This is a genomic window from Bradyrhizobium diazoefficiens (genome assembly GCF_016616885.1).
Classification (GTDB): domain Bacteria; phylum Pseudomonadota; class Alphaproteobacteria; order Rhizobiales; family Xanthobacteraceae; genus Bradyrhizobium; species Bradyrhizobium diazoefficiens_F.
Genome location: NZ_CP067102.1, coordinates 861686 through 888028 on the forward strand (window position 1 = coordinate 861686; position 26343 = coordinate 888028).

Annotated in this window: 26 protein-coding genes; 10 read left to right on the plus strand and 16 right to left on the minus strand. The window is 64.1% G+C overall.

What is annotated here, in order from left to right; genetic code table 11:
* Window positions 1-281: 281 nt before the first annotated feature.
* From hemA to JJC00_RS04025, 6 genes are all read right to left on the minus strand, one after another.
* Entirely contained in the window at window positions 282-1511 is a 1230-nt protein-coding gene (gene hemA / locus JJC00_RS04000) for a 5-aminolevulinate synthase (RefSeq protein WP_200471455.1), read from the minus strand.
* 227 nt (window positions 1512-1738) lie between these two features.
* Complete coding sequence (locus tag JJC00_RS04005; protein WP_200471456.1) at window positions 1739-2800, minus strand: MBL fold metallo-hydrolase; 1062 nt, start codon at window positions 2798-2800, stop codon at window positions 1739-1741.
* A 216-nt stretch (window positions 2801-3016) separates the two neighbouring features.
* Complete coding sequence (locus JJC00_RS04010; protein WP_200471457.1) at window positions 3017-5158, minus strand: methyl-accepting chemotaxis protein; 2142 nt, start codon at window positions 5156-5158, stop codon at window positions 3017-3019.
* 165 nt (window positions 5159-5323) lie between these two features.
* Window positions 5324-6046 carry an outer membrane protein gene (locus JJC00_RS04015; protein WP_200471458.1) on the minus strand — a complete coding sequence of 241 codons (723 nt, stop codon included), beginning with the start codon at window positions 6044-6046 and terminating at the stop codon, window positions 5324-5326.
* 222 nt (window positions 6047-6268) lie between these two features.
* Window positions 6269-6589, minus strand: a complete 321-nt coding sequence (locus JJC00_RS04020) for a hypothetical protein (RefSeq protein WP_200471459.1) — start codon at window positions 6587-6589, stop codon at window positions 6269-6271.
* Window positions 6590-6673: 84 nt separating this feature from the next.
* Complete coding sequence (locus tag JJC00_RS04025; protein WP_200471460.1) at window positions 6674-7078, minus strand: RidA family protein; 405 nt, start codon at window positions 7076-7078, stop codon at window positions 6674-6676.
* Window positions 7079-7256: 178 nt separating this feature from the next.
* On the opposite strand from JJC00_RS04025, the gene JJC00_RS04030 reads away from it, so the two are divergent.
* Both JJC00_RS04030 and JJC00_RS04035 read left to right on the plus strand, forming a co-directional pair.
* The gene (locus tag JJC00_RS04030; RefSeq protein WP_246774079.1) at window positions 7257-7958 is read left to right on the plus strand and encodes an ArsR/SmtB family transcription factor; all 702 of its coding nucleotides are present in this window, start codon (window positions 7257-7259) and stop codon (window positions 7956-7958) included.
* Between the two features lie 40 nt (window positions 7959-7998).
* Window positions 7999-8286 (plus strand): hypothetical protein, encoded by a 288-nt coding sequence (locus JJC00_RS04035; RefSeq protein WP_200471462.1) that lies wholly within the window; start codon window positions 7999-8001, stop codon window positions 8284-8286.
* Between the two features lie 20 nt (window positions 8287-8306).
* Here JJC00_RS04035 and JJC00_RS04040 read toward each other — a convergent pair whose 3' ends face one another.
* The 3 genes from JJC00_RS04040 to JJC00_RS04050 form a co-directional block, all read right to left on the minus strand.
* Window positions 8307-9236: an AEC family transporter gene (locus JJC00_RS04040; protein WP_200471463.1), complete on the minus strand. Its 930-nt coding sequence runs from the start codon at window positions 9234-9236 to the stop codon at window positions 8307-8309.
* Window positions 9237-9340: 104 nt separating this feature from the next.
* Window positions 9341-9550 (minus strand): hypothetical protein, encoded by a 210-nt coding sequence (locus JJC00_RS04045; RefSeq protein ID WP_200471464.1) that lies wholly within the window; start codon window positions 9548-9550, stop codon window positions 9341-9343.
* Window positions 9547-9711: a hypothetical protein gene (locus JJC00_RS04050; protein WP_200471465.1), complete on the minus strand. Its 165-nt coding sequence runs from the start codon at window positions 9709-9711 to the stop codon at window positions 9547-9549. The genes JJC00_RS04045 and JJC00_RS04050 overlap by 4 nt, the downstream gene beginning before the upstream one ends.
* 364 nt (window positions 9712-10075) lie before the next feature.
* On the opposite strand from JJC00_RS04050, the gene JJC00_RS38845 reads away from it, so the two are divergent.
* Window positions 10076-10357 carry a hypothetical protein gene (locus JJC00_RS38845; RefSeq protein ID WP_246774080.1) on the plus strand — a complete coding sequence of 94 codons (282 nt, stop codon included), beginning with the start codon at window positions 10076-10078 and terminating at the stop codon, window positions 10355-10357.
* A gap of 13 nt (window positions 10358-10370) precedes the next feature.
* On the opposite strand, the gene JJC00_RS04055 is transcribed toward JJC00_RS38845, so the two are convergent.
* The 4 genes from JJC00_RS04055 to JJC00_RS04070 form a co-directional block, all read right to left on the minus strand.
* Complete coding sequence (locus tag JJC00_RS04055) at window positions 10371-11990, minus strand: ABC transporter ATP-binding protein (RefSeq protein WP_200473973.1); 1620 nt, start codon at window positions 11988-11990, stop codon at window positions 10371-10373.
* A 2-nt stretch (window positions 11991-11992) separates the two neighbouring features.
* On the minus strand, window positions 11993-12832 hold the full coding sequence (locus JJC00_RS04060; protein ID WP_200471466.1) for an ABC transporter permease: 840 nt from the start codon (window positions 12830-12832) through the stop codon (window positions 11993-11995).
* Complete coding sequence (locus JJC00_RS04065; protein WP_200471467.1) at window positions 12829-13800, minus strand: ABC transporter permease; 972 nt, start codon at window positions 13798-13800, stop codon at window positions 12829-12831. The genes JJC00_RS04060 and JJC00_RS04065 overlap by 4 nt, the downstream gene beginning before the upstream one ends.
* Window positions 13801-13989: 189 nt before the next feature.
* Window positions 13990-15540 (minus strand): ABC transporter substrate-binding protein, encoded by a 1551-nt coding sequence (locus JJC00_RS04070; RefSeq protein WP_200471468.1) that lies wholly within the window; start codon window positions 15538-15540, stop codon window positions 13990-13992.
* Window positions 15541-15757: 217 nt separating this feature from the next.
* Here JJC00_RS04070 and JJC00_RS04075 point away from each other — a divergent pair, with 217 nt between their 5' ends.
* The 3 genes from JJC00_RS04075 to JJC00_RS04085 all read left to right on the plus strand — a co-directional run bounded on the left by JJC00_RS04075 (window position 15758) and on the right by JJC00_RS04085 (window position 17906).
* Window positions 15758-16390, plus strand: coding sequence for a TetR/AcrR family transcriptional regulator (locus tag JJC00_RS04075; RefSeq protein ID WP_200471469.1), 633 nt, complete (start codon window positions 15758-15760; stop codon window positions 16388-16390).
* 251 nt (window positions 16391-16641) lie between these two features.
* On the plus strand, window positions 16642-17304 hold the full coding sequence (locus JJC00_RS04080) for a DUF3313 domain-containing protein (RefSeq protein WP_200471470.1): 663 nt from the start codon (window positions 16642-16644) through the stop codon (window positions 17302-17304).
* Window positions 17305-17336: 32 nt separating this feature from the next.
* Complete coding sequence (locus JJC00_RS04085; RefSeq protein WP_200471471.1) at window positions 17337-17906, plus strand: DUF2147 domain-containing protein; 570 nt, start codon at window positions 17337-17339, stop codon at window positions 17904-17906.
* Window positions 17907-17926: 20 nt separating this feature from the next.
* Here the strand turns inward: JJC00_RS04085 and JJC00_RS04090 are convergent, their stop codons facing one another.
* Window positions 17927-19477, minus strand: coding sequence for a winged helix-turn-helix domain-containing tetratricopeptide repeat protein (locus JJC00_RS04090; protein WP_200471472.1), 1551 nt, complete (start codon window positions 19475-19477; stop codon window positions 17927-17929).
* A gap of 133 nt (window positions 19478-19610) precedes the next feature.
* On the opposite strand from JJC00_RS04090, the gene mddA reads away from it, so the two are divergent.
* Both mddA and JJC00_RS04100 read left to right on the plus strand, forming a co-directional pair.
* Window positions 19611-20399, plus strand: coding sequence for a methanethiol S-methyltransferase (gene mddA, locus JJC00_RS04095; protein ID WP_200471473.1), 789 nt, complete (start codon window positions 19611-19613; stop codon window positions 20397-20399).
* 106 nt (window positions 20400-20505) lie between these two features.
* Complete coding sequence (locus JJC00_RS04100; RefSeq protein WP_200471474.1) at window positions 20506-20928, plus strand: GFA family protein; 423 nt, start codon at window positions 20506-20508, stop codon at window positions 20926-20928.
* 150 nt (window positions 20929-21078) lie between these two features.
* Here JJC00_RS04100 and JJC00_RS04105 read toward each other — a convergent pair whose 3' ends face one another.
* Window positions 21079-22641, minus strand: a complete 1563-nt coding sequence (locus JJC00_RS04105) for a winged helix-turn-helix domain-containing protein (RefSeq protein ID WP_200471475.1) — start codon at window positions 22639-22641, stop codon at window positions 21079-21081.
* A 309-nt stretch (window positions 22642-22950) separates the two neighbouring features.
* Between JJC00_RS04105 and pcaB the strand changes: the two genes are divergently transcribed.
* Both pcaB and JJC00_RS04115 read left to right on the plus strand, forming a co-directional pair.
* Window positions 22951-24312: a 3-carboxy-cis,cis-muconate cycloisomerase gene (gene pcaB / locus JJC00_RS04110; RefSeq protein WP_200471476.1), complete on the plus strand. Its 1362-nt coding sequence runs from the start codon at window positions 22951-22953 to the stop codon at window positions 24310-24312.
* Window positions 24313-24423: 111 nt separating this feature from the next.
* Entirely contained in the window at window positions 24424-25680 is a 1257-nt protein-coding gene (locus JJC00_RS04115) for an aminopeptidase (RefSeq protein WP_200471477.1), read from the plus strand.
* Between the two features lie 80 nt (window positions 25681-25760).
* On the opposite strand, the gene JJC00_RS04120 is transcribed toward JJC00_RS04115, so the two are convergent.
* Entirely contained in the window at window positions 25761-26315 is a 555-nt protein-coding gene (locus JJC00_RS04120) for a hypothetical protein (protein WP_200471478.1), read from the minus strand.
* Between the last annotated feature and the right edge of the window lie 28 nt (window positions 26316-26343).

The window sequence follows — 26343 nt, forward strand, 5'->3', positions numbered from 1 at the left end:
CTCCCATGGCGCGGTAGCGCCCGATCTTCCCAAGGCGCGGTAGCGCCCGATCTCATTTTCGCTGCAAATCTAGCGCGTTGGGCGGGTGGAGGCGACAGCGAAATGCCGGGCCGGGGCGGGAACTGGGGTTGTCGTTAAGGTGCAGGCCCAGCGTCGTCCTGGCGAAAGCCAGGACCTATAGCCACAGGACGTGGTTAAGGGCACGCCGTGGCCACAGCATGCCGCAACAACTCGCAGTTGGGGTAATGGGTCCTGGCTTTCGCCAGGACGACGGCCGTGACCTACTCCGCCGCCAGCGACTTTTCCCGCAGCGGCAGACCCAAACGATCCCACACTTGCAGCAGCGCTTCGGCGAGCTGATCGATCAGGCCGTCGTCGTGATAGGGCGAGGGCGTGATGCGCAGGCGCTCGGTGCCCTTGGCGACGGTCGGGTAGTTGATCGGCTGGATGTAGATGCCGTGATCCTCGAGCAGCATGTCCGAAGCCTGCTTGCACTTCTCGGGATTGCCGACGAACAGCGGCACGATGTGCGTGTCGTTCGACATCACCGGGAGGCCGGCGGCGTTGAGGATCGCCTTGACGCGGGCGGCGCGGTCCTGGTGGCGCTCGCGCTCCCAGCTCGAGGTCTTCAGATGCTTGATCGCGGCGGTCGCGGCCGAGCAGATCGCCGGCGGCAGCGCGGTGGTGAAGATGAAGCCCGGGGCATAGGAGCGCACGGCATCGATGATCTGGCCATTGGCGGCGATATAGCCGCCGAGGCAGCCGAACGCCTTCGCCAGCGTGCCTTCGAGGATATCGATGCGATGCATGACGCCGTCACGCTCGGCAATGCCGCCGCCGCGCGGGCCGTACATGCCGACGGCATGAACCTCGTCGACATAGGTCATCGCATTATATTTTTCGGCGAGGTCGCAGATCCTGGCGAGCGGGGCGACGTCGCCGTCCATCGAATAGAGGCTCTCGCACGCGATCAGCTTCGGCCGCGTCGGACCGGCAGCCTTCAACAGCGCTTCGAGATCGGCGAGATCGTTGTGGCGGAACACTTGCCGCTCGCAGCCGGACTGCCGGATGCCCTCGATCATCGAATTGTGGTTGAGCTCGTCCGACAGGATCAGACAGTTCGGAACGAGCTTTGCGATGGTGGCGATGCCGGTCTGGTTCGAGACGTAACCCGAGGTGAACAGCAGCGCGGATTCCTTGCCGTGGAGGTCGGCGAGCTCGGCCTCGAGCTGCACCAGCGGATGATGCGTGCCGGCGATGTTGCGGGTGCCGCCCGCGCCGGTGCCGACGCGGGTCGCGGTCTCGACCATGGCGCCGACCACCTTGGGGTGCTGGCCCATGCCGAGATAATCGTTGGAGCACCAGATCACGACGTCGCGCTTGCCCTTCGGCGAGTGCCAGACCGCATGCGGGAACCGGCCGGCCGTGCGCTCCAGATCGGCGAACACGCGATAGCGGCGCTCGGCATGGAGGCGATCGAGGGCTGAATTGAAGAACTGGGCGTAATCCATCGGTGCAACCTGAGACGGAACTGACCAAAAGGGCGTTCGTTTTAGAGCGTTTCCAGCTCTAATGTCTATGCGCTATCCCACATTTGGCCGTGAGGGGCATTTGGGCAAAATGCCCTATCGTGCGATTTGAAACTTGATCCCGATCAAGTCCGCGCGACTCTTAATGCTGCTCTGCACCATCTATCCGCTCCCTCGCTCCCCAAATGGGGCGAGGCGAAGACAACGCCTCACGTCGTACTGAACTGGAGCACGCCGTCCTTGGTTTCGGCGGTCAGCCGTCCCTCGACAATCATGTAGTTGACGTGGGCCACGAGTTCGCCGGCGGCAAAACCCATCTGGTGCTCGTCCAGCACGTGCTTGTTGAACACGACCGGCACGAGCGCGCGCGAGGTCTGCGGCACCTCGCGGCAGGCTTCCGCGATCAGGCGGCAGCGCTCCTCGTGATGGTCGGCGAGCTGCTTGATGCGGGTCTTCAGGCCGTAGAACGGTACGCCGTGGCCGGGCAGCACCAGGAGATCGTAGGGCAGGGTGGTGGTGAGGCTCGCGAGCGAAGCCAGATATTCGCCGAGCGAGTTCTGGTCGGGCTCGACCGCCCACACGCTGACGTTCGGCGAGATCTTGCTCAGGACCTGGTCGGCGGACAGGAACAGCTTGTCGTCGGCGCAATAGAGCATCACCTGGTCGAGCGCATGGCCGCCGCCGGTGATCACCTTGAAGCGGCGCGGGCCGATCACGACCTCGTCGCCATGCGAGATGCGGCGGTAGGACGGCGGCAGGACCGAGACGCGCTTGAGATAATCCTGGCCGCGGCCGAGCAGCTTTTCGGTGAGCGACTCGTCCATGCCGTGGCGGCGGAAGAACAGCCGCTGCGCCTCGCGCCGCTCCTCGGTGCCGCGGTTCTGATGATAGACCGATTGCAGATATTCGACCTGCGACATCACAAGCGGACAGCTGAACCGCTCGACGATCCAGCCGGCAAGGCCGACATGATCGGGGTGCGAATGGGTGACGATCAGGCGCGTGATGTTGACGCCCTTCAGCGGCCCTTCGAACAGCTTTGTCCAGGCCTCGATCGTCTCCTCGTTGCCGAAGCCGGCATCGACCATCGCATAGCCGTCGCCATCGGCGAGCAGATAGACGTTCACATGGTTGAGGCGGAACGGCAGCTTCAGCCGCGCCCACAACACGCCGGGCCTGATCTCCACGACCTCTTCGGGGCCGGGATGCTGGTCCCAGGGATAGCGCAGGGCCTCGGCGGAGGACTGCACGGTGTCGGTTTTTGCGTTCATGCTACCGGCTTAAACCCAGCGCGGGCAGGGCGCCAGCCGAAAAAGGACGCGCGGCCGGCCCGCATGGCGGTCATTCCGGGCGGTGTTTTTCCGTGTCACGGTTGGCCTCTGTCAAAAACAGCGTCATTCCGGGGCGCGCGTGAGCGCGAACCCGGAATCCCGAGATTGTAGTGCGAGATTACGGGTTCGGCGCGATGCGCCGCCCCGGAATGACAATCAGGCCGCCCGCATGTTGTTGAGGAACGCGTCGATCTCTCCGCGCAGCATGTCGGCCTCGCGGCGGAGGGAATCCGACGCACTCAGAACTTCGGTCGCTGCAGCACCGGCTTCGGCCGAAGCCGTGGAAACGCCGACGATGTTGCTGGAGACCTCGCTGGTGCCGCCGGCCGCATGCTGGATGTTGCGGGCGATCTCGCGGGTGGCCGCGCCCTGCTCCTCGACTGCCGCCGCGATCGTCGTCGTGACGTTGTCGATCTCGCCGATGATCCGGCCGATGCCCTGGATGGCGCCGACGGCCGAGGTCGTGATCTGCTGCATGCTGGCGATCTGGGTTCGGATCTCCTCCGTCGCCTTCGCGGTCTGGCTGGCGAGGCTCTTCACCTCGGAGGCGACCACCGCAAAGCCGCGGCCGGCTTCGCCCGCGCGCGCCGCCTCGATGGTGGCGTTGAGCGCGAGCAGATTGGTCTGCGACGCAATCGTCTGGATCAGATCGACCACGACGCTGATGCGGCTCGCGCTGTCGGCGAGGCTCTGCACGGTGGTGTCGGTGGCGCCGGCCTCGTCCACCGCCTTCTTGGCGATCGCGGCCGAGGTGACCACCTGCCTGCTGATCTCCTCGATCGAGGACGACAGTTGTTCGGTGCCTGACGACACGGTCTGCACGTTGACCGAAGTCTCCTCCGCGGCGGAAGCGACCGCGTTCACCAGCGCACTGGACTGGTCCGCGGTGGTCGACATGCTTTGCGCCGTCGTCTGCATCGAATTGGCCGATTGCGCGAGATTGTCGAGCGCGGTGCGCACCGTGCCCTCGAACTCCGCGATCTTGGCTTCCATATGCGCCGCACGCTCGGCCTTGACGATACGATCCTTGTCCTGCTCGCTCGCAAGCGCGCGGGCTTCGATCATGCTGTCGCGGAACACCGTCAGCGTTTCCTTCATTGCGCCGATCTCGTCGTTTTGACGGGAGCGGACGATCTCGGTGTCGAGATCGCCGGCCGAGAGCAGCTGCATGGCGCGCTGAAGCTCACGGATGCGGCGCAGGATGTTGCGGCCGACATAAAGCCAGACGAACAGCGCCGAGCCGATCAAGGTGAGCCCGCCGAGCGCCAGCATTGCGGTGGTGGCGAACGAGATCTCCTGGCGCGCCTGGAAGGTCGACGCGTTGGTCTCCTTCTGCACGCCGTCGACGAGCGCCTGCACGCTGATGCCGAGACCGACGTTGAGCTTGCGCGTTTCGTCCAGGATGGTCTGGCCGTAGTCGATCGCGTCGAGCTCCTTCTGGCGGATCTTGAAGACGCCCATCTTGCCTTCGCCGAACGTCTGCAATTTCTGCATTGCGTCCTTCACCGCAGTGGTTGCGGGATTGTCGGGCAGGTCCTCCAGGTTCCACTTGACGCGGTCGCGGACCGCCTTGAATTCGTGTTCGATTGTCTCCAGGGTATCGCTGGAATTGGCGGACAACGCGGCCATCATGTCTGCGGCCATCAAATTTCCGTTGGCAAGCACCGTGCTGATCTGACCAACGGAGCGGACCGCCTCCATGGCGTCGTCTGGCGACACGTTCGTCGATGCCATGATTGCGCTCAGCCGTGTCTGGGTATCCAGCATTGCAGGGTTGGCTGCGCCGACGAAGGCGAGCTGCGCCTTGCGCAGCGCCTCGTACTGCTTGTCATGCAGCGCAATCGTGTCGAGGCGCTCCTTCGCCGCCGACACCAGGCTCTTGGTGGCTTCATCGATGCTCTTGACGGTCTCGCCGAGCGCGCTGGCGACCTGCTTGTCGGCGCCGAGCTCGATGATCTCGCCGAGCTTTGCCATGGCCTGTTGCTGGATTTCCTGAACCTTCTTGGTGCGCTCAGCCAGCGCCTCGTCTGAGGACGAGGCGAGCAGGCCGGGTCCTTGCGCTGCCAGTGTCGCGCTCTGCGAGGAGAGCTGCAGGCTGGCGGACAGGCGCGGGATGTCGCGGCCGCTCAGGTCCATCATGGTCGAGCCGAGATGCTTGAACACGAAGCCGGCGCCGCCGGCGATCACGAGGCCCATGCCTGCGATCACCGCGAACGCCGCAAACAGGCTGCCGCGCAGGCCCCATTTCGGCATTTTGAAACGAGGTTTGAAACGGCCGACACTGAGACGGATCGCCATCGAAATTCCCCCACACCCGTAATCTTATATTTTCGCTACGGAGTATCCTTGGCGCGGGTTAAAAAATCGCAAGTTGCACAATTGCTTGGCCAGTTCCGCAGAGCGAAAAAGAAAGGGCCGGCAGTGCTGCCGGCCCTTGATAGCGAAGGGACTTGTCAGACGCGATCAGTAGCGCGCGGCCATCGGGCTCGCCCAGTTGAAGCGGTAGTTGAGGCCCGCCTTGAAGGTGTGGTCGTCGGTGGTGAAGTTGCCGGTGCCGACCAGCGGACCCGCGGTGAAGTGCGCGTCGCCGAAATTGTAGTACTGGTACTCGGCCTTGGCCGACCAGTTCGGCGCGAACATGTACTCGAGGCCGGCGCCGACGGTGTAGCCGTTGCGGTGATCGCCGGTGATGATGAAGCCGGTCGGCACGCCGCCGACCGTCACCTTCTCGTTGTTGTCGGAATAGGCGTAGCCGCCCTTCACATAGACCAGGCCCGGGCCCCAGGTGTAGCCGACGCGACCGGTGATCGAGCCGAGGCCGCGCTGGTCGTTGGTGTAGGCCACACCGCCCGGGAATACCGCGCCGACACTGCCGGAGAGCCAGGAATACTGAGCTTCAGCACCGACCAAGAAGTTCGGGTGGAACTGCCAGTCTGCGCCAGCCTGCAGACCACCGAGGAAACGGCCGTTGCCGTTGTTGCCGGTGGAGAGGCCGTTGAAATTGTTGTCGCTCGAGAACGCGCCGCCGAGATGTGCGCCGATATAGAAGCCGGTCCAGTTGTAGATCGGCGCGGCATAGGCCGGCGCCTTGTTGTAATAGGGGCGGGCGCCGAGATCGGCACCGAGGGCCGGCGCAGCCGCGCTCACCGCGAGCAGCGCAACGGTCGCAAACAGAATCTTCTTCATAGTCCTAACTCCAACACTAAGGTCCCCAGCAAGCGCGCTGTCCGCGCCGCGTTGGTTTTGCAGATAGCTCGCTTTTGACGAAAATGCTGTCACATGCGTGGCACAGCGGCGCCCAACCTAACTTATTGGGCGCTAAATGATTTTCGTGATTAATGCCGGCTTAAGAAGTGGTGAAGGAAGGCTTAATTCGAGCGCCGTCCGGTAACCTGCGCGCGCGTTTCGTTAACCAAGACGCCGCAGCACCTCGTCGCGCATCTGCGCGCGGAAGGCCGCGCGCCTCGCTGGCCGGTCCTCCACGCGCACGTCGTGGCGATCGAAGATGTCGAACTTCTCCAGGATCGGATAGCGCTCGCTCGCCATCGCGAGCACGCGCAGCACCTTGGTCGCGGCCAGCGTCGGCCCGCTCACCTCCCAGCGCCGGATCGTGTCGGCACCGCCCTGCTCCGGCAATGCACACAGTTTCGCCATGTCGGCCGCGGTGAGCTTGCGCTCGATGGCGTCGGAGAGGTCGGCGCGGAGTTGCTTCAGTTCGGGGCCGGTCATGCTGCTTGCGTCCAGGGGGCACTGGAGCAATGCACTAGCGCTGATTCGGGTCCATCCGAAGGCAGTGCTGTCCGGACTCCCATCTCATCCGCGGTGCCCCGTGAGTGCGACGCAATCGACCTCGACGTCAAACGGTCCGGGCCATGATGGAACGTGCAGGAAGATGCGCGCAGGCGATTCATCCCCGAAGTAGCGGGCGTAGACCTCGTTGAACGCGGCAAAATGCGCGGGATCGGGCGTGCAATAGACATTGCACTTGATCACCTCTGCCAGTGATGATCCCGCCGCTTCCAGGCATCGTTTCATCTGGTCCAGCACGATCTCGGCTTGCCGTTCGAAGGGCATCGGCCTGACCTCGCCTGTATCGGGATCGAATGGCGGCAGACCGGACAGATAGACGAGGCCTCTAGCGACGATCACCGGATAGATCGGGCCTTTGCGACGACGTTCCAGATAGCTCGATATCGGCTCCACGCGGATTCTTTTCATGGGGCTGCTCCCGGGTTTGTGGAGTCCACGGTAGAGCACGGTCGGCATCCGATGGTTCGGCCGTCGCCAAACCATTGATGTTGTCGGACCGTGTTGGCGGCGATAGGATTGCACCATGGTCGCAGCGGCAAACATGGTCGAAGTCGCGGCGCTGGTCGGCGACACTGCGCGGGCCACGATGCTGGCGGCGCTGATGGGCGGACAGGCGCTGACCGCGAGCGAGCTCGCGTCGCGCGCACGGATCACCAGATCGACGGCAAGTGGACATCTCGGCAAGCTGGTCGGTGCGCGGCTGCTCAGTGTGACGCAGAAGCGTCGCAACCGCTATTACCGTATCGCGTCGCCCCTGGTTGCCCGAATGCTTGAAAGCATCAAGGCGGTCGCCGCGATCGAGGTTCCGCAACGCCACCAGCCGCGCTCGATTGCCGATGACCGGCTTCGTTTTGCGCGCACCTGCTACGATCATCTGGCGGGCTGTCTCGGTGTCGCCATCGCCGACGCTCTCATCGCCAAGGGACACGTCGTCCTCACGGATGACGGCGGCGAGGTGACGCCATCGGGCGCGCGGTTCCTGTCCAATTTTGGCGCCGAGCTGACGCCAATATCCGGAAGCAGGCGCTTCTTTTGCCGCCCGTGCCTGGATTGGAGCGAACGCCGCTATCACATCGCGGGGCACGTCGGCGCAGAGATTCAGCGGTGCTGTCTGAAGCGAGGCTGGCTGAGGCGCGACCCCGAAACCCGGGTCGTGCGCGTCACGCCGGCCGGGCAAATTGGCTTGCGCAGGACGTTCGGCATCGATCTGGGCCGCAATCGCGGTCCGGCACATTCGCTTGTGCACGGAGTTATGAACTCATGCCTATGGAAATCTCCTGATCAATGAACAGATGGCGTAAGGGGCCCTAGCGACGAAGGGATCAGCCATGACAACCATCAAACTCGCTCTTGCCGCACTCATCACGACCGGACTGCTTGCCGCGCCGTTCGCGGCTGAGGCGAAGAAGGTCCGGGCGAGCCGACATTACAGCACGGGTGTGGTGGCTCCGACCTATAGTGGCGCCGGAGTGACCGCGACGCAGCCGGGGCCGTCTTACGGGACGTCCGGGCAGACGGTCGGCACGGTCACGGCGCCGTCGATCGGAACGTATAATTGGCCCTCGGTCGGCGTGACCAATTCGGTCCCGACCTGGAGCAACACCAACCCGAAATAGGGATCAATCTGACGTGCGCTTCAACGCGCCCCGGTCGCCAGTCCCGACAGCAGATAGAGCGCAACCAGCAAGGTCGCGACCGATAGCATCGTCGTGATTGAGACCGTGGCCGCAACAAGCCTCTCCTCGACCTTGTGTTCGTGCGCGAGCACGTAGACGGTTTTCGCTGTCGGCACCGCTGCGCAGATGACCGCGGCGACCGTGTAGAGCGGATTGAGGCCCGTGACCACGCAAAGTCCGTAGACGATCAGCGGCATCACCACCAGCTTCACGGCCGCGAGCGCTAACGATGCCCCAAAGTTTGACCTCAGGCCTTCGACCGACAGGCCGATGGCAAACAGCGCGCAAGGCGTGAGCGCCGCGGCGATCATGTTCAGATAGGCCGCGACGGCCGCGGGAATCGGCAGGCCCGTGATCGCCCAGACGAGGCCAATGAGCGTCGACAGGACCATCGGATTGAGCAGGATCTGCTTCGCCAGTCTCGCCGACTGCACAGGCCCGCGTGCATCCCGTTCCAGTAGGATGACCGTGATCGGAAACATCACGGCGGCCACGAACACCGTCGCGACCGCCGCGGGCAAGACCGCGGGCTGGCCGTAGATCGCATGCAGGATTGGCAGTGCCACGAAGCCGGTATTGGTCATCGCCGCCGCCATGCCGTGGATCGTGCTGCTGGCGAGATCGTGTTTTCCGCCGGCGCGAACCGCCAGGAAGACCAGCGCGAAACAGATAAGTGAGCCGCCGCCGAAGGCGAGCAGGAAGCGCCATTCCAGCAGATTGCGTGCCGGCTCCTGCGCGATCGTGACGATCAGCAGCGCCGGCATCGCGACGTTGTAGGCGAAATGCACCAGCGCGTCGGCGAGCGAGCGGGAGAGATAACCGAACTCGCCGGCGAGCCAGCCGGTGACGATGATCGCGAATACGGGAAGAACGAGACTGGCGATCTCCATCCGGCGTCCCCCTGTGCCAAGCAGCCTCGCCATCCTAGCTTGGCGATGCATGCTCGTCACGGTTCAACCGGACCGCGCCGCCCCCGATCAGGCGACCCGTGGTCTCAGGCGCCCCGGCCGGTCTGTTGGCCGATCACGCAGCGCCACCCGGCCAGCCGCTCGGCCGGATGCTGGTTCATCCATTCGGCAAGCTGCGGCGCGCCCATCATGCAGGACTGCATCGAGACCTCGGCGAAGTCCGATGTGGTGACGATCTGCTCGTGGCAATTTCCCGGAGACGAGAGACTGCAGAGCACGGCGATGATCTTGATCACGCCAGATTTCCCACGTCGCCGCGGGCAGTGGCAGCCTTGTCGTGCCGCTCGCCAGCCGGATCAGCCGGCGGGAAGATGCTGTCATAGATCGCGCGCGCCTCCTGGATGAGGCGAACGCGCTCGCGCTCGGACTTCGAGACAAACTGAATAACCTGGCCCATGTCGGCTCCGCTGGATCGGTGATCCGTCATCAGATGATAACAATCATTCCATCCGGATGTGGGGGGCAGAATTCAGGTTTGAAGCCAGGAGCTCAGTCACGCGGGATAAAAAGCCCGTGACTGCTCCGTTGCGGGGCGGAACGGGATGCCGGAGTGAAGCGTCCCGCTTCATGCCGCCGGCGCGCTCACCGGTGCCCGGCCCGAGCCGCTCGTCGCAGCATCGTGATGAATTGTCAGGACCTGCAGTATGTGCGTGTTACGGCACATTTTCGCGCGCGTGGCGTTGTCAGTTGGCTCAGTTCACGGGCGGTTCGACCAGCGACGGTCGACGCGGCTTTAGGGATAGCGACCAAAAGGATCAGCCATGACGAGAACGAGACGCTCCATTGTCGCACTTGTCGCTCTCGGATTTGCGGCAACGCCATTAGCTGTGAGAGCTGTGAGCGCACAGTCGTCCGGGACGGGTCCACAAAGCAGCACGAGCGTGCGCCCCGGAGTACCGGCACAGCAAGGCACATATGGAAGTTCCGGACAGACTGCCGGGACGGTTACCGCGCCGTCGATCGGAACATCCAACCAGCCCTCCGTCGGTGTGACCAACTCAGTCCCCACCTGGAAAAACACGAATCCTCCGGCCAAGCAGTAACCGCTCGACGACCTCACGCCGCCGGCGCACGTTCCTTCTGTCCCGGCACGGCCGCGAGCAATTCGCGCGTGTAGGGATGTTCCGGCGCGGCGAAGAGCTGCGCGGTCGGCTGCAGCTCGACGATGGCGCCACGCTGCATCACCGCGATACGGTCGCAGATTTGCGCGGCGACGCGCAGGTCATGGGTGATGAACAGCATCGACAAGCCAAGGCGCGCCTTGAGGTCTTCAAGCAATCTCAGCACCTGTGCCTGCACGGAGACGTCGAGCGCGGAGACGGCTTCGTCGGCGACGATGATCTCGGGCTCGAGCGCGAGCGCGCGCGCAATGCCGATGCGCTGACGCTGACCGCCGGAGAATTCATGCGGATAGCGTTCGAGCGCGCCAGCGTCGAGTCCGACCATCTTCAGGAGATCGCGGGCGCGGTCGAATGCCACTTTCGGCTCGGTGCCGGCCGCGATCGGGCCATCGGCGATGATATGGCCGATCTTGCGGCGCGGATTGAGCGAGGCGAACGGATCCTGAAAGATCATCTGGATGCGATGACGCTCGACGCGCAGCGCCTTGCCTGAGAGCTGTGTGAGATCGGTGTCGCCGATCCGTACCGTGCCGCGATCGGCCTCGATCAGCCGCATCACCAGCCGCGCCACCGACGATTTGCCGGAGCCGGATTCGCCAACGAGGCCGAGCGTCTCGCCCTTGCGGATGTTGAAATTGACCGCGCGCGCGGCATCGACGCGGCGGTCCTCGCGAAACCAGCCGCCCGAGGTGACGTAGGTCTTGTCCAGCCCGATCACCTCGACGGCTCTGGCCTGATCGTCCAGCGGCGCGCGCGCCGGCGGGTGCATCGACGGCACGGCGGCGAGCAGCGCCTTGGTGTAATCGTGCTGCGGCGCGTTGAAGACGGAGCTAGCGGGGCCTTCCTCGACGACCTTGCCGTGCCTGAGCACCACGACCTGGTCGGCGATATCTGCGACGACACCAAAGTCATGGGTGATGAACATCACCGCCATGTTGCGATTGCGCTGGAGGTTGCGGATCAGCTTCAGGATCTGCGCCTGCGTGGTGACGTCGAGCGCGGTGGTCGGCTCGTCGGCGACCAGCACGGCCGGCTCGAGCGCGAGCGCCATCGCGATCATGGCGCGCTGGCGCTGGCCGCCCGAGAGCTGGTGCGGATAGGCGCGCACGATGCGTTCAGGGTCGGGCAGGCCGACCTCGCGCGCCAGCGACAGCGCTTTCGCGCGCCGCTCCCTGGGCGTGAGCAGGCCGTGGGCCTCGAACATCTCCGCCATCTGGTCGCCGATCCGCATCAACGGATTGAGCGCGGTCATCGGCTCCTGGAAGATCATCGCGAGACGGCGGCCGCGCAAATCGCGCCAGCCGTCGTCATCGAGCTTGAGCAGATCGTGGCCGTCGAACTGGATCTCGCCTGATGTGACCGACACCGTATCGGGCAACAGGCCCATCAGCGCATGCGCGCACATCGATTTGCCGGAGCCGGATTCGCCGACGACGCAGACGATCTTGCCGGGCCGCAACTCGAGCGAGACGCCATCGACGGCGAAGGGGCGCTCGGCGCCCTTGGGCAGCGCGATCCGCAAGTCCTTGATGGAGACGGCGGGCGGGGCGGTCATCATCAGCGTCCCTCCCGCGAGAGGCGCGGATTGAGCGCGTCGTTGAGGCCCTCGCCGATCAGGTTCAGTCCGAGCACCGAGATCAGGATCGCGACGCCGGGAAACACCGTGATCCACCAGGCCTGGCGGATCACAGTGCGGCCGGCGCCGACCATGTAGCCCCAGGAGATCAGATTGGGATCGCCGAGGCCGAGGAAGGACAGCGAGGATTCCAGCAGGATCGCGGTTGCGACCATCAGCGAGGCCAGCACGATCACTGGCGACAGCGCGTTGGGCAGGATCTCCCGCAGGATGATCCAGGTGTTGCTCTGTCCGGTGACGACGGCGGCCTGGACATATTCGCGCGTGCGTAGCGACAGCACCTCGCCGCGGACGAGGCGCGCGACCGGCGGCCAGCTCACCACTGCAATTGATGCCACGATCGAATAGATCGACGGCTGCAGGATCGCCACCAGCACGATCGCGAGCGCAAAACTTGGAATGGTCTGGAAGAATTCGGTGAAGCGCATCAGGGCGTCGTCGACCTTGCCGCCGAAATAGCCGGCCATGGCGCCGATCGGAACGCCGACGACAAGTGCGACCAGCGTCGAGACGAGGCCGACCAGCAGCGAGACGCGTGCGCCAAAAATCATGCCGGCGAACACGTCGCGGCCGAGTGCGTCGGTGCCGAGCGGTACGGTCGAGAGCGTGAAGGGCGGCAGGAACGGCCGCTGCACCATGCGCCAGGGCGAATTCGGGAACAGCAACGGCCCGAACACTGCAACCGAGATGGCAAGCAGAAGGATGACGAGCCCGACGACGCCGCTCGGGCTCTTCAGCATCGATGTCCAGAACTGTTTCATGCGGCGAATTCGATGCGTGGGTCGACCAGGCGATAGACGAGGTCGGTGATGAGGTTGAAGATCAGCACCATGACCGAGCAGGTCACGAAGACGCCGAGCAGCAGATTGTAGTCGCGCTGCAGCAGCGCGTCGTACATCAACCGCCCGATGCCGGGCCAGGCGAACACGGTCTCGGTGATGACGGCGCCGCCGATCAGCGTGCCGGCATGCACGCCGGCGAGCGTCACGACCGGCAGCAGCGCGTTGCGCAGCACATGGCGGCGCTGGATCACGGCGTCCGAGAGGCCCTTGGCGCGTGCGGTCTTGACGAAGTCGAGCCGCTTCACCTCCAGCATCGAGGCGCGCGTCATGCGGGTGTAGGTCGCCATGAAGAACAGGCCGAGCGTCATCGCCGGCATGATCAGGTGCTTGGCGACGTCGACCACATGGGCAAAGCCGGTGAGGTTGGCGCCGACCGTCTCGTAGCCGAAGCTCGGCAGCCAGTCGACCGTGACCGAGAACAGCAGGATTCCCATCAGCGCCACCCAGAAGATCGGCATGGCGTAGAAGATCAGCACCAAGACGGTGATGGCCGTGTCGAGGAAAGTTCCGGCAAAGCGCGCGGCGAAGGTGCCGAACAGGACACCGAGCGCGAGCGAGATCGCGAATGCCGTCAGCGTCAGCAGCAGCGTCGCCGGCAGCCGTTCGAGGATCAGCTTCGACACCGGTGCCTGCTGACGGAAGGAGAAGCCAAGGTCGAAGGTCGCGATGCCCTTGACGTAGATGAACAGCTGCTCGGGCAGCGGCTTGTCGAGGCCGAATTTTTCACGCAGCTGCTGGACGAAGACCTGGTCGCTGGCGCCGGCCTCGCCCGCCATCACGACGGCGGGATCGCCGGGCGCAAGCCGGATCAGGAAGAAATTGAGGACGACGATCGCAAGCAGGACGATCACGCCCTTCACGACACGCTGGGAGATGAAGGAGAGCATTTTAGATGGCGATCAGATCAGGTTGAACGCAGCGACAATCGCGGTGCGCTCCCTCTCCCGCTTGCGGGAGAGGGCAGGGGAGAGGGTATTTCCGCAGAGAGGACGCCAAGAGGAGAGAGCCCTCACCCGCTACGCGCTTCGCGCGTACCGACCTCTCCCGCAAGCGGGAGAGGTCAGCGGCGCCCGCGGTCACTTGTCGAGCCATGCGTCCTTGAAGCCGTCATTGACCCCGATCCCCGTGGTGATCAGGTTCTTGACCTTGCAGCGGGTGATGGTCGGGAATTGCAGCTCGAGCATCCAGGCCACCGGCACGTCCTCGACCAGGATCTTCTGCGCCTTCTCGTAGATCTCCTTGCGCTTGGAGTCCGGCGTTGCGACCGCGCCGTCGGCAAACAGCTTGTCGATCTCGGGGTTGGAGTAGCCCTCGACGTTGTTGAACACCTGGCCCTTGGCGATGGCGCTGGAGACGTAGTTGCGCCCCACCCCGAGCGCGGGATCGCCGTACTGGTAGAGATAGGTGAAGGCGATGTCGTAATCCCAGTCGCCGATCTTCTGGTTGCCGCCGGCGACGTCGGTCGAGATCGTCTCGATGTTCATGCCGACGTCCACGAGGTTCTGCTTCACGGCTTCACCCCAGCGCTGCCAGGTCTCGCCATAGGCGAGCGGCAGGATGCGGATCTTCTCGCCCTTGTAGCCGGCTTCCTTCAGCAGCGCTTTGGCCTTGGCCGGATCGTAAGCGTATTTCGGCACGTCGTCGGTGTAGTACTTGATGGTCGAGGCCGACGGACCGGTTGCGACCTTGCCGAGCCCGTTCCAGATCACGTCCTTGGCGAAGTCGCGGTCGATCGCATACATCACCGCCTGCCGCACCCGCTTGTCCGCGAGCGGCCCCTGGCGGTTGTTCAGCCACAGCCAGGCCAGCGGCGAGAAGAACTCCCAGCCGGCACCGGTGACGCAGGTGTCCTTCAGCTTGGACAGCCGCGGCACGTCGAAATTCTCGACCGAGCCGCCGGGCAGCACGTCGACCTTGCCGGTCTCATAGGCCACCGAACGCGCTGCGGCGTCGGGGATGATCTGCCAGTAGATCTCGTCGATATAGGGTTTGCCCTTCTCGTAATAGTTCGGGTTCTTGACCAGCCGGATGAACGAGCCCTTCTGCCATTCCTTGAACATGAAGGGGCCGGTGCCGACAGGCGCGTTGTTGTAGGGGTTGGTCTTCCAGTCGGTGCCGTCATAGAGATGCTTCGGCACCATCGGCATCGAGCCGACCTCGAAGATGCCCAGGAACGGGCCGAACGGCTGCTTCAGCGTGAAGACAACAGTGTAATCGTCGGGCGCCTCGACCTTGTCGACCTGCGCGAGGTTGTTGCGGGCACGCGCATGGGTCTGCTTCAGCATCTCGACCGAGAACAGCACGTCAGCCGCGGTGAAGGGCTTGCCGTCATGCCAGGTGACGCCCTTCCTGAGCTTGAAGGTGTAGGTCTTGGCGTCCTCGCTGACGTTCCAGCTCTCGGCGAGCTCCGGAAGCGGCTCGAGCTTGGGGCTATAACGCAGCAAGCCCTCGAAGATGTTGCCCGACACCATCTGGGTCGGACCGTTCTGGATCATCGCAAGCATCAGGCCGGGCGGCTCGGGCTGGATCACCGCATTGATCACACCCCCTGTCTTCGGCTCTTGCGCCAGCGCCGAGGCCGTGAGGCCGCAAGCCAGGAGGAGACCAAGCAACACTCGTTTCGACATCTCGTATCTTTCTCAAGCGAGACCAGCCGTCAGCGCTTCGCAACGTTCTCGCGCGCGAAGCGGCGGCCGGCTCATCCCAGTCCCCATCCACCATTGAGGCTCACACAGTCCCATTCCGCGCCGCAAGATGAAAGTCTCGACAGTGTTCGCACAAAAAATGTACAGCGCGTCCTGTTTTCACTTGATTCATTGTCTTGTCACGGAGACAAGTCGGCTCATGGACAACGCCACACGCTCCGAACGATCCCGCAATGCTGCACTCGATGCGGCGCTTGCGATCATTGCGCGCGACGGACCCGGCCGGCTAACGCTCGACGCGATCGCGCGCGAGAGCGGCCTAAGCAAGGGCGGCGTGATGCATCAATTCCGCACCAAGCAGGCGGTGCTGAAGGCGCTGCTGGAGCGGCAGATGACGCATTTCGCGGAGTTCACTAGTCGCTACATGGCGACGGCACGCGAAGTTTCGGAACAGCCCGAGCTGGCTGCGCAACTCGCGACAGTGCGTGAGGCGAGCGTCCAGCCGAATTCGGCAGCGCTTGGCGTGCTCGCGGCGATGGTCGAGGATCCCAGCCTGATGGAACTGCCGCGTGCGGCTGATGTCGAGATCATCAAGGCCATCAAGGCCGAGGCGAGTGATCCGGATCTCGCCTTGTTGCGCTGGGCGGCGGCGAGGGGATTGCTGTTGAGCGGACTGTTCGGGATGTCGCCGCTTGGCAAGGACGAGCATCAGCGGCTGTTCAAGCGTCTAATGGACGACAGCCAGTGGAATACGCTGGAGAAGCCCGTCAGGCAGCGTGCCGTCAAGGCGGCGCCGGCGGCAAAGGCCGCAACGCCGCGCAAGCGCGCCTGATTCAACGTTAACAACCTCCAACCAATCGCTGCCTAAAACCGCGTCTGCGGCCAAATGCGCCAGCGGTCAATTTTGCACTTTACAAACCGCCTGGTCGGTTTATAAACGGAAACACTGAGGCGGCCCAAGGCAACTGACATGGCCCCGGACGAAGCCTTGGGCTGGCAAAGGTGAACGCCGCAGCCGCGTCTGGTCCCAAACGCGGCTGCGGCCGCCCTTGCCGTTCGACAAGTCGCAAGAGGAGTTCTGAAATGGATCGCTCGATCGCTCTGCGCGGTCTGGGAACGCTGATGCTTGGCACGGCCGTGGCCGGCTGCGCCTCGGTTGTGCCCGTGCCCTATTCGGAGATGGCGTCGTCCGCCTACATGGTGCCCGACAAGTCGGATGCCTCCGGCCGCGTGCCCTACCGCTATTCCACGCCAGTCGACTGGCGCGCCTATAATAAAGTGATCCTCGATCCGGTCGTGGTCTACCGCGGCAAGGATCACCAGTTCGGCGACATGTCCGACAAGGACAAGGCGACGCTGGCCGCTTATATGCAAACCCGTTTTGCCGAGCGGCTGCGCGGACGCTTCGCACTCGTGCGCGAGCGCGGACCGGAGACGCTGCGGATCAGGCTGACGCTGACCGGTGCCGTCACCAATACCCCGGTGCTCGGCACGCTCTCCCGCTTCGACATGGCGGGCGCCGTCTACAACGGCGTGCAGGCCGCGCGCGACGGCGAGGGCACCTTGACCGGCTCGGTCATTTACGGCGTCGAGATCTTCGACGCTGCGACCGCGCGCCTGCTCTCCGCCTACGTCACCAAGCAATACCCCGGCGCCTACGACATCAAGGCCAGCGTCGGCGCGCTCGCGGCCGCCAATGCCGGCGTCGATAAGGGCGCCGATGCGCTGATGGCGCAACTGAACTGACGCCGCAATCCTCCCAACGAAAGGAGCCGCTGATGAACTTTGTCCTTCGCTTCGTGCTGCGCGTCGCCATCACCGTCGTGATGATGATTTTGGGTGGCCGCGCCGGCGCCGTCACGCCCAACGATCCGAGCGGCACCTGGCTCGTCGAGGACGGCCGCGCACGCATTCGGCTCGAGCGCTGCGGGCCGACGCGCGACCGCATCTGCGGCTTCATCGTCTGGATGAAGGAGCCGGCCGACAAGCGCGGCCAGCCTCATCGCGACAAGGAAAATCCCGACCCCGACAAGCGCGCCCGCGCCCTGCTCGGCCACCAGTTGATCATGGGCCTGCAGGCGACGACCGATGGTCGGTTCGCCGGCGATATCTACAATGCCGAGGACGGCAAGTTCTATTCGGTCTCGCTGTGGCGCGAATCCGCCGACCGCCTCAAGCTCAAGGGTTGTCTGATCAAGCTGTTGTGCCAGACCCAGACCTGGCACCAGACCCTTGACGCCCAGCCCGGCCAGCTCATCGGCCTCACCGGCGATCTCAATGGTCCCCGCGCCGACAAGGAATGGGCGCAAGTGCCGCCGCCGAAGGCGATCCAGGCCAAGGCGAAATAGGGGCGCCACGCCGAATTCCTTCATCTCAGGCCAGCGCGCCGAAATCCTTCCAGATAGTGCTCGCGGTCCGCGTCATTGGCCCATGGCAGCTGCGTTGCGATCCAGTCCAGTGAGATATTGGGCTGGGTGCGGCGGAGCTCTCCCAGCGCCATGTCCGCAAGCGCGCTGTCGCCGGTCATGCCGGCGGAGACGGCGAGCACGCGATAGGCGCCGGTGAGATCGCCGCGATGGCGGATTGCCTCGCGCGCCAGCGCGACGGCCTCGTCATATTGCCGCTCGGTGAAGCGCGCATAGCCGGCGATGCCGTAATAGATCGCCAGCGACGGATCGCGCGGTGAGAGCCTGATCGCCTTTTGCGCCGCCTCGAACGAATCGCCGGGGCGCCCGGCATAGGACAGCGCCAGTGCGTAATAGCCCTGCGCCAGCGAAAAGTTCGGATTGAGCGCGAGCGCCTGCTCGAATTCGGACAGCGCGTCCGCAAGCCGGCTGGTCGAGAAGCAGACGCTGCCGAGCGCGGCATGGGCCCAGGCATTCTCGTGATCGCAGCGCATTGCGGCGAGCGCGGCGCTCTCCGCGATCGGCGCCGTCGTGGCGAGCTCGGCCCAGCCCAGATGCACGCCGAACATGTGGCTTGCCGCCAGCACCGCCAGCGCCTGGCCGTAATCCGGATCGATCGCGATGGCGCGCTCGAGCAGTTTCTGCGCCGCGGCGTGGTCCTGCGGCGTGATCCGCCAGTAATGCGACAGCGCCTGCATCAATAGGTCCCAGGCATCCAGGCTCGACGGTGGCTTGCGATGCGTGCGAAAATTCTCCGCGGCGTGGATCTGCGGCTCGATCGCCGCGACGATGCGCTCGGTGATCTCGTCCTGTACGGCGAAGACGTCGACCAGCTCGCGGTCGTAGCGCTCGGCCCAGAGATGACCGCCGGTGGTGGCGTCGTTGAGCTGCGCGGTGATGCGCACGCGGTTGTCCACCTTGCGCACGCTGCCCTCGACGACGTAGCGGACGCCGAGCTCCTCGGCGATCTGCTTGAGGTGGACCGCGCGTCCCTTGTAGGTGAAGGACGAGTTGCGGGCGATCACGATGAACCAGCGCTGCTTCGACAGCGCGGTGAGGATGTCCTCGCTGATCCCGTCGCCGAAATATTCCTGGGCGGGATCGCCGCTCATGTTCTCGAAGGCGAGCACCGCGATGCCCGGCCGGTCGGTTGCGGCGCGCGGGGAACCCCGTGCGACCTCGGCCGGAACAGTCTTGGCTGTCACGTCTTCCCGGACTTCGCCGACGAAGCGAAAGCCCTTGCGCGGAATCGTCTTGATCATCCGCTGCGTCGCGCCGTCGTCGCCGAGGGCCTTGCGCGCGGCGTTGATCCGGCTGTTCAGCGCGGAATCCGAGACGATGCGATCGCTCCAGATCTGGCTGATCAGGTCATCCTTGCTGACCACACGGGCGCGCTCCGCGACGAGATAAAGCAGCAGGTCGAACACCTGCGGCTGCAGCGGCACGGTCGTCCCGGCGCAGGTCAGTTCGCGCAGGTCGCCGTCGAGCACGTTGTTTTCAAAGAGAAATCGCACGTTTCTGTCGTCTCAAGCAAAAATCAAAGTCGTCTCAGGCGAAAATCAACCGTCCGCGAAAGTCTTCCGCCGTCCGGTCCGGCATGGTGCAGAGACCAAACGGTGTCGATGCCTCGGCACAACGGAGCTTTCTATGACCCAACTCGATCATCAGGTTCATTCCATTGGCCCGGAGGTTGCGGGCTCACGCATTTTCAAGTTCATCGCCTTTCTTTACGGAATTGCGGCGTATCTCGTTTTTTTCGTTACGATTGTCTACGCGATCGGCTTTGTGATGGGGCTGGTGGTGCCGAAGACCATCGACACCGGGCCCGACACGCCGACCGCCGAAGCCGTGATCATCAATCTGCTGCTGATGACGCTGTTCGCCGTTCAACACAGCGTGATGGCGCGCCAGCGCTTCAAGGCGTGGTGGACGCAATTCGTCCCCAAGCCGGTCGAGCGCTCGACCTATGTGCTGTTCGCGAGCCTGTCATTGCTCCTCCTGTTCTGGCAGTGGCGCCCGTTGCCGTCGGTCATATGGGACGTCGCCAATCCGGATCTTGCAGTGACCCTGGTCACGCTGTCGTTCGCGGGCTGGGTGCTGGTGCTCACCTCGACCTTCATCATCAATCATTTCGAATTGTTCGGATTGCATCAGGTGACCAACCATCTCGTCGGCAAAGAGGCCTCGCCGCCGCAGTTCAAGACGCCGCTGCTCTACAAATTCATTCGTCATCCGATCTATCTCGGCTTCATCATCGCCTTCTGGGCGGCGCCGACCATGACCGCAGGCCATCTGCTGTTTGCGGCCGTGACCACGGCCTACATCTTCGTCGGCATCGCGCTGGAGGAGCACGATCTCGTCGACCTCTTCGGCGACGAATACCAGCAGTACAAACAACGGGTGTCGATGCTTATTCCCTGGCGCCGGTCAGTCTAGCCGCCGCGTGTTCGCTCGCGCGTCCGCCAATCGGAGGACGCGCAGCCGGACTTCATTTGTAATCCAAGGATTTCAATCCCAATTTCCATCTCAGGAGACTACCAAGATGAAACATGTCGGACACTGCTTCTGCGGCGCGGTCACGATCGAGGTCACGGGCGAACCAGCGGCGATGGGCTATTGCCATTGCCGTTCCTGCCGCTCGTGGTCGGGCGGACCCGTGAACGCCTTCAGCCTGTGGAAGCCGGAGGCCGTCCGCATCACCGAGGGCGCGCAGCACGTCGAGACCTTTGTCAAGACGCCACTCAGCCAGCGCAAATACTGCAAGAAGTGCGGCGGTCATCTCATGACCAATCACCCGCCGCTCGATCTGATCGACGTCTTCACCGCCACCATCCCGACGCTCGCTTTCACCCCCGGCGTCCACGTCAACTATTCCGAGACGGTGCTGCCGATGCGCGACGGCCTGCCCAAGCTGAAGGATTTTCCCGCCGAGTTCGGCGGCAGCGGCGAGATGATGCAGGAGTAAGAGGCACTGCTCTTCCTTCTCCCCTTGTGGGAGAAGGTCGCGCGAAGCGCCGGATGAGGGGTTCTATCCACTCGCGAGACCGTTCGTGAGGACAGAAACCCCTCACCCGGCTTCCACAAGGCGAGAGGGTGCACCGACAACGTGGCGAGGTTACCTCATCCCCGCGCGCCGAAATCCTTCGAGATAATGCGCGCGGTCCTCTTCGCGCAGCATCGGTAGCTCCTGCGTGATCCAGGCGAGGGAGATGCCGGGCTGAGTGCGTCGCAATCCTTCCAGCGCGGAAGCGGCAAGTGTGGGATCGCCGGACATGCCGGCGGCCGCCGTGAGCACGCGGTGCGCGCCAACGAAATCGGCTCGCTGCCGCATCGATTCCCGTGCCATCTGCATGGCGTCCTCGTAATTGCGGCCGATGAACTGGGCGTAGCCGGCAACACCGCAATAGATCGCCGCGAGCGGATCGCGCGGGCTGAGCTGCAGCGCGCGGCGTGCAGCCGCATCGCCGTCCTGCCATCGTCCGGTATAGCACAGCGTGACACCATAGAAGGCGTGCGCCATTGCAAAATTCGGATTGAGCTTCAAAGCCAGCTTGAACTCCGCCAGCGCGTCGTCGAAGCGGCGGCGAAACAGGTAAGTATAGGCGAGGCCGTGATGGGCCCACGCATCGTCGCGATCGGCCTCTACGGCGGCAAGTGCTGCGGCTTCTGCGACGGGAACGGTCGCGGCCATATCAGCCCAGCCCATGTGAGCGCCGAAGATGTGGCTGGTGGCGAGCAGGCCCAGCGCCTTGCCATAGGCGGGGTCGATCGTGATCGCCTGCTCGAGCAGCGTCTGCGCCGACGCATTGTCCTCGCGTGTGATACGCCAGTAATGCGACAGCGCGCGCATCAGGAAATCCCAGGCATCGAGGCTGCCCGGCGGCTTCTGCTGGGCGCGAAAACTCTCGGCTGCGTAGAGCTGCGGCTCGATCGCAGCGACGATGGCTTCGGTGATCTCGTCCTGCACGGCGAAGATATCGGCCAGTTCGCGGTCGTAGCGCTCGGCCCAGAGGTGGCCGCCGGTCGAGACGTCGTTGAGCTGGGCCGAGATGCGGACGCGATCGCCGCTTCGCCGCACGCTGCCTTCGAGCACATAGCGGACGCCGAGCTCGCGCGCGATCTCGTTGAGATGCACGGCGCGGCCCTTGTAGACAAAGGAGGAGTTGCGCGCGATCACGAAGAACCAGCGCAGCTTCGACAATGCGGTGATGATGTCTTCGCTGATGCCATCGGAGAAATAATCCTGCTCGCGGTCGCCGCTCATATTGGTGAAGGGCAGCACGGCGATCGCGGGCCGGTCGGGCAGGGCGAGCAAAGCGTGCGGCGTTGTGACGCTGCGGCCCGGTTCCGCCGCCGTCGCCGGCCCGGACTTGGCCTCGACGTTGCCGACGAAGCGAAAGCCTTTGCGCGCGATGGTGCGGATCAGGGCCTGGTTCGCGCCACTGTCGCCGATCGCCTTGCGCGCGGCATTGATCCGGCTGGTCAAGGTCGATTCGGAGACGCTGCGGCCGTGCCAGATCTTGTCGATCAGCTCGTCCTTGCTGACGACCCGGTCGCGGTTTTCCATGAGATGGACGACGAGGTCGAAAACTTGCGGTTCCACGGACACGGGAACCTGCTCGCGGCTCAGCTCGCGCAGGTCGGTGTCGAGAAGGTGGTCCCGGAACAGAAACTGCACGTCGAAAACTCGGACCTCACAACGACTTCAGGCAATGATGAAATCAAAAAATGGATTTCGCCTTGAGCTTAGTGAGTCCGGCGGGAGGTCTGTCCGGTTCACTGGAACCACTGGATGGCTGCTATGTCATTTGCGGGGGGAATACATTGTCGCGGCATCCGGGCAGATATCCGGATGCGCCCTGCCGCGTGACGACGGGGCTGAGAGCGCGCGACATTGGCTGTGTGTCGACAGTGAATGTTGATTGTTCGGCTCAATAACCCGCGTAAGTTCCCTCCCACACATAACAACGGCCGCAAAGAAACGCCCATGCCCGCCTTTTCCGCCTCGACCACGGTGCTCGACTCCCTGCTGTTTCGCGATGCCTTCGGCACGCCTGCGATGCGCGAGGTGTTTTCCGACGTCGCGCTGCTTGCGCGCTATGCCGAAATCGAGGTGGCGCTGGCGAAAGCGGAGGCGCGATGCGGCGTGATCCCGCTGGCAGCCGCCGACCAGATCGCGGCGCGGACCGACATCGCTGCGCTCGATTTCGATCTGCTGCGGCAGGAGACCGACATTGTCGGCTACCCGATTTTGCCGCTGGTGCATCAGATGGTGAAGCAGTGCGGCGAGGCCGGCCGCTACGTGCATTGGGGCGCAACCACGCAGGACATCATGGACACCGCCGTGGTGCTGCAGCTGCGCGCCGGCTTCGAGATCATCGAGCGCGATATCGCCGAGCTTCGAAAAATCCTCGCCGATCTCTCGCAGCGTCATCGCGACACGCCGATGGCCGGCCGCACCCATCTCCAGCAGGCGCTGCCGGTGACCTTCGGCTACAAGACTGCGATCTGGCTTGCGATGTTCGACCGCCATGCCGAGCGTCTTGAGCAACTGAAGCCGCGGGTTCTCGTCGGGCAGTTTGCCGGCGCCGCCGGCACACTGGCCTCGCTCGGCGACAAGGGTTTCGAGGTGCAGGAGGCGCTCTGCGCCGAGTTGAAGCTGGGCGTTCCCGTTTCCACCTGGCACGTCGCGCGCGACGGCTTTGCCGAAGCCGTCAACTTCCTCGCCCTCGTCACCGGCTCGCTCGGCAAGATCGCGCTCGACATCATGCTCATGGCCTCGACCGAATTCGCCGAGGTTTACGAGCCCTTCGTCAAGGGGCGCGGCGCCTCCTCGACCATGCCGCAGAAGCGCAACCCGATCTCGTCCGAGCTGATGCTCGCAGCATCCAAGGCGGTGCGCCAGCAGGCGGGCCTGATGCTCGATGCCATGGTGCAGGATTTCGAGCGCGCCACCGGTCCGTGGCACGCCGAATGGATGGCGATCCCCGAGAGTTTCGTGCTGACCGCAGGCTCCCTGCACCAGGCGAAGTTCGCGCTCGCGGGCCTCATCGTGAACGAGAACAAGATGAACGACAACCTCGCCCTTAGTCGCGGTCTGATTGTGGCCGAAGCGGTCATGATGGGGCTCGCGGCGCAGATCGGCCGGCAGGATGCGCACGACGTGGTCTACGACGCCTGCCGGCTCGCCAACGAGAAAGGCATCAGCCTCGCCGACGCGCTGTCGGCCGATCCGCGCGTCGCGGCCCAAATCGATCGCGCTACCATCGAGGCCCTCACTTCACCGAAAAATTACCTCGGTCTTGCGCCCGCCATGGTCGACCGGGTGCTGAAATCGGCAACGCGCTGAAAACCAAACTGCGTGAAACTCCGTATCTTCACGTCCCGCAAGACGCTCGCGCACTTGTGTCTCGTGATGCTAGACTTAGATTGAACGAGAGATTCCGACAGAGGACCCGGCATGACCGATCAACGCAATTCCGCTACGTCCATCGATCCCGTGAAGCTCGACCGATTGGCCGAGGTGGCGGTGAAGGTGGGATTGGGCTTGCGGCCGGGACAGGACCTTCTTCTGACGGCGCCGGCGATGGCGCTGCCGCTGGTGCGGCGGATCGCCGTCCACGCCTATAAAGCCGGTGCCGGCATCGTGACGCCGATCCTCTCCGACGAGGAGATGACGCTGGCGCGCTATCGCCACGGCCACGACAACAGCTTTGATCGCGCCGCCAACTGGCTCTACGAGGGCATGGCGAAGGCGTTCTCGAACAACACCGCGCGTCTCGCCATCGTTGGCGACAATCCGATGCTGCTGTCGGGCGAAGATGCTTCCAAGGTGGCGCGCGCCAGCAAGGCCAATTCCATGGCCTATCAGCCGGCGCTGGAAAAGATCGTCAATTTCGACACCAACTGGAACATCATTGCCTATCCGAGCGCGTCCTGGGCGAAGCAGGTCTTCCCGAATGATCCCGAAGATGTCGCGGTCGGCAAGCTCGCGGACGCGATCTTCGCCGCGTCCCGCGTCGATCGCGAGGACGCCACGGCCAATTGGGCGAGCCACAATGCGGTGCTGCGCGAGCGCACCAACTGGCTCAACGGCCAGCGCTTCCGCGCGCTGCAATATTCAGGTCCCGGCACCGACCTCACCATCGGCTTGGCTGATGGCCATGAATGGGAAGGCGGCGCCTCGCTCTCCAAGAACGGCATCAGCTGCAATGCCAACATCCCGACCGAAGAGGTCTTCACCACGCCGCATTGCCGGCGGGTCTATGGCCATGTCGTGAGCTCGAAGCCGCTGTCCTACCAGGGCACACTGATCGACGACATCGCGGTGCGTTTCGAGGACGGCAGGATCGTCGATGCCAAGGCTTCGCGCGGCGCGGAGGTGCTGAACAAGGTGCTCGACACCGACGAGGGCGCGCGCCGGCTCGGCGAGGTGGCGCTGGTGCCGCATTCCTCGCCGATCTCGCAGAGCGGGCTGTTGTTCTACAACACGCTGTTCGACGAGAACGCAGCGTCCCACATCGCGCTCGGCCAGTGCTACTCGAAGTGCTTCATCAACGGCGCGCAGCTCACCCCGCAGCAGATCGCCGCGCAGGGCGGCAACCAGAGCCTGATTCATATCGACTGGATGATCGGCTCGGCCGAGACTGACATCGACGGCATTCTGGCCGACGGCAGCAAGGTGCCGGTATTCCGCAAGGGCGAGTGGGCGAAGTAACCCACGATCGTGCCCGCGAGTTCTTCAGCTCTCCCCGCTGGGGAGAGGTGAACGTCCCTCGCGACAGTCTTTCTTGTGTCTCACGCCGCCGCGTTGCGCAGCATCGGGTTGTTGTCGATGCTGAAGCGATTGAACAGTGTCGTGAACGGGCTGCCGTCGGTGGCCCGCACGATGGCGTCTGAAGCCGCGACCGCCTCATAGAGCGCGCCGACCGGATCGTCCCCCTCCGACAGGTCGAGCTGCGTGCGGATCTCCTCTCTCGCCTCGTTGACGTCGTCCTCGTCGTCGAGCGTCGCCTCCAGCGCATCCGCCGCGCGCCGCATCTCCTGGAGGTCGCCGCCGGCGGAGAATTTGAGGATGTCGAGCCAATAGGGGCGGGCGACCACGATCTGGATGAATGCTTCGAAGCTCTCGGCGATAATGCCCGCGCGTCCATCCGGTGAGACATAGAGCACATTCTGCGACGGCAGCAGTACGAAAGCGCCGCCTGAGCCGTCACTACCGATCTGCCGTGGGCTTTCGACGCCGTCGATGGTGAACCAGGGCTCCTCGTCCGGCGCGAACGAGACGTCGAGGCTGCCAAGCCATGCCACGACCTCGCCTTGGGCTATCAGGACCTCTGGGGTCAGGGGCATCGACGGGGCTCCTTCTAGTCGTTCCGCG

Coding starts and splice junctions, on each gene's coding strand:
- pcaB (WP_200471476.1), top strand. CDS start 22,951: ATGCCCGCCTTTTCCGCCTCGACCACGGTGCTCGACTCCCTGCTGTTT.
- JJC00_RS04120 (WP_200471478.1), bottom strand. CDS start 26,315: ATGCCCCTGACCCCAGAGGTCCTGATAGCCCAAGGCGAGGTCGTGGCA.
- JJC00_RS04005 (WP_200471456.1), bottom strand. CDS start 2,800: ATGAACGCAAAAACCGACACCGTGCAGTCCTCCGCCGAGGCCCTGCGC.
- JJC00_RS38845 (WP_246774080.1), top strand. CDS start 10,076: ATGACGAGAACGAGACGCTCCATTGTCGCACTTGTCGCTCTCGGATTT.
- mddA (WP_200471473.1), top strand. CDS start 19,611: ATGACCCAACTCGATCATCAGGTTCATTCCATTGGCCCGGAGGTTGCG.
- JJC00_RS04010 (WP_200471457.1), bottom strand. CDS start 5,158: ATGGCGATCCGTCTCAGTGTCGGCCGTTTCAAACCTCGTTTCAAAATG.
- JJC00_RS04100 (WP_200471474.1), top strand. CDS start 20,506: ATGAAACATGTCGGACACTGCTTCTGCGGCGCGGTCACGATCGAGGTC.
- hemA (WP_200471455.1), bottom strand. CDS start 1,511: ATGGATTACGCCCAGTTCTTCAATTCAGCCCTCGATCGCCTCCATGCC.
- JJC00_RS04055 (WP_200473973.1), bottom strand. CDS start 11,990: ATGACCGCCCCGCCCGCCGTCTCCATCAAGGACTTGCGGATCGCGCTG.
- JJC00_RS04075 (WP_200471469.1), top strand. CDS start 15,758: ATGGACAACGCCACACGCTCCGAACGATCCCGCAATGCTGCACTCGAT.
- JJC00_RS04020 (WP_200471459.1), bottom strand. CDS start 6,589: ATGACCGGCCCCGAACTGAAGCAACTCCGCGCCGACCTCTCCGACGCC.
- JJC00_RS04115 (WP_200471477.1), top strand. CDS start 24,424: ATGACCGATCAACGCAATTCCGCTACGTCCATCGATCCCGTGAAGCTC.
- JJC00_RS04015 (WP_200471458.1), bottom strand. CDS start 6,046: ATGAAGAAGATTCTGTTTGCGACCGTTGCGCTGCTCGCGGTGAGCGCG.
- JJC00_RS04085 (WP_200471471.1), top strand. CDS start 17,337: ATGAACTTTGTCCTTCGCTTCGTGCTGCGCGTCGCCATCACCGTCGTG.
- JJC00_RS04070 (WP_200471468.1), bottom strand. CDS start 15,540: ATGTCGAAACGAGTGTTGCTTGGTCTCCTCCTGGCTTGCGGCCTCACG.
- JJC00_RS04050 (WP_200471465.1), bottom strand. CDS start 9,711: ATGGGCCAGGTTATTCAGTTTGTCTCGAAGTCCGAGCGCGAGCGCGTT.
- JJC00_RS04080 (WP_200471470.1), top strand. CDS start 16,642: ATGGATCGCTCGATCGCTCTGCGCGGTCTGGGAACGCTGATGCTTGGC.
- JJC00_RS04040 (WP_200471463.1), bottom strand. CDS start 9,236: ATGGAGATCGCCAGTCTCGTTCTTCCCGTATTCGCGATCATCGTCACC.
- JJC00_RS04035 (WP_200471462.1), top strand. CDS start 7,999: ATGACAACCATCAAACTCGCTCTTGCCGCACTCATCACGACCGGACTG.
- JJC00_RS04065 (WP_200471467.1), bottom strand. CDS start 13,800: ATGCTCTCCTTCATCTCCCAGCGTGTCGTGAAGGGCGTGATCGTCCTG.
- JJC00_RS04060 (WP_200471466.1), bottom strand. CDS start 12,832: ATGAAACAGTTCTGGACATCGATGCTGAAGAGCCCGAGCGGCGTCGTC.
- JJC00_RS04025 (WP_200471460.1), bottom strand. CDS start 7,078: ATGAAAAGAATCCGCGTGGAGCCGATATCGAGCTATCTGGAACGTCGT.
- JJC00_RS04030 (WP_246774079.1), top strand. CDS start 7,257: ATGCTGGCGGCGCTGATGGGCGGACAGGCGCTGACCGCGAGCGAGCTC.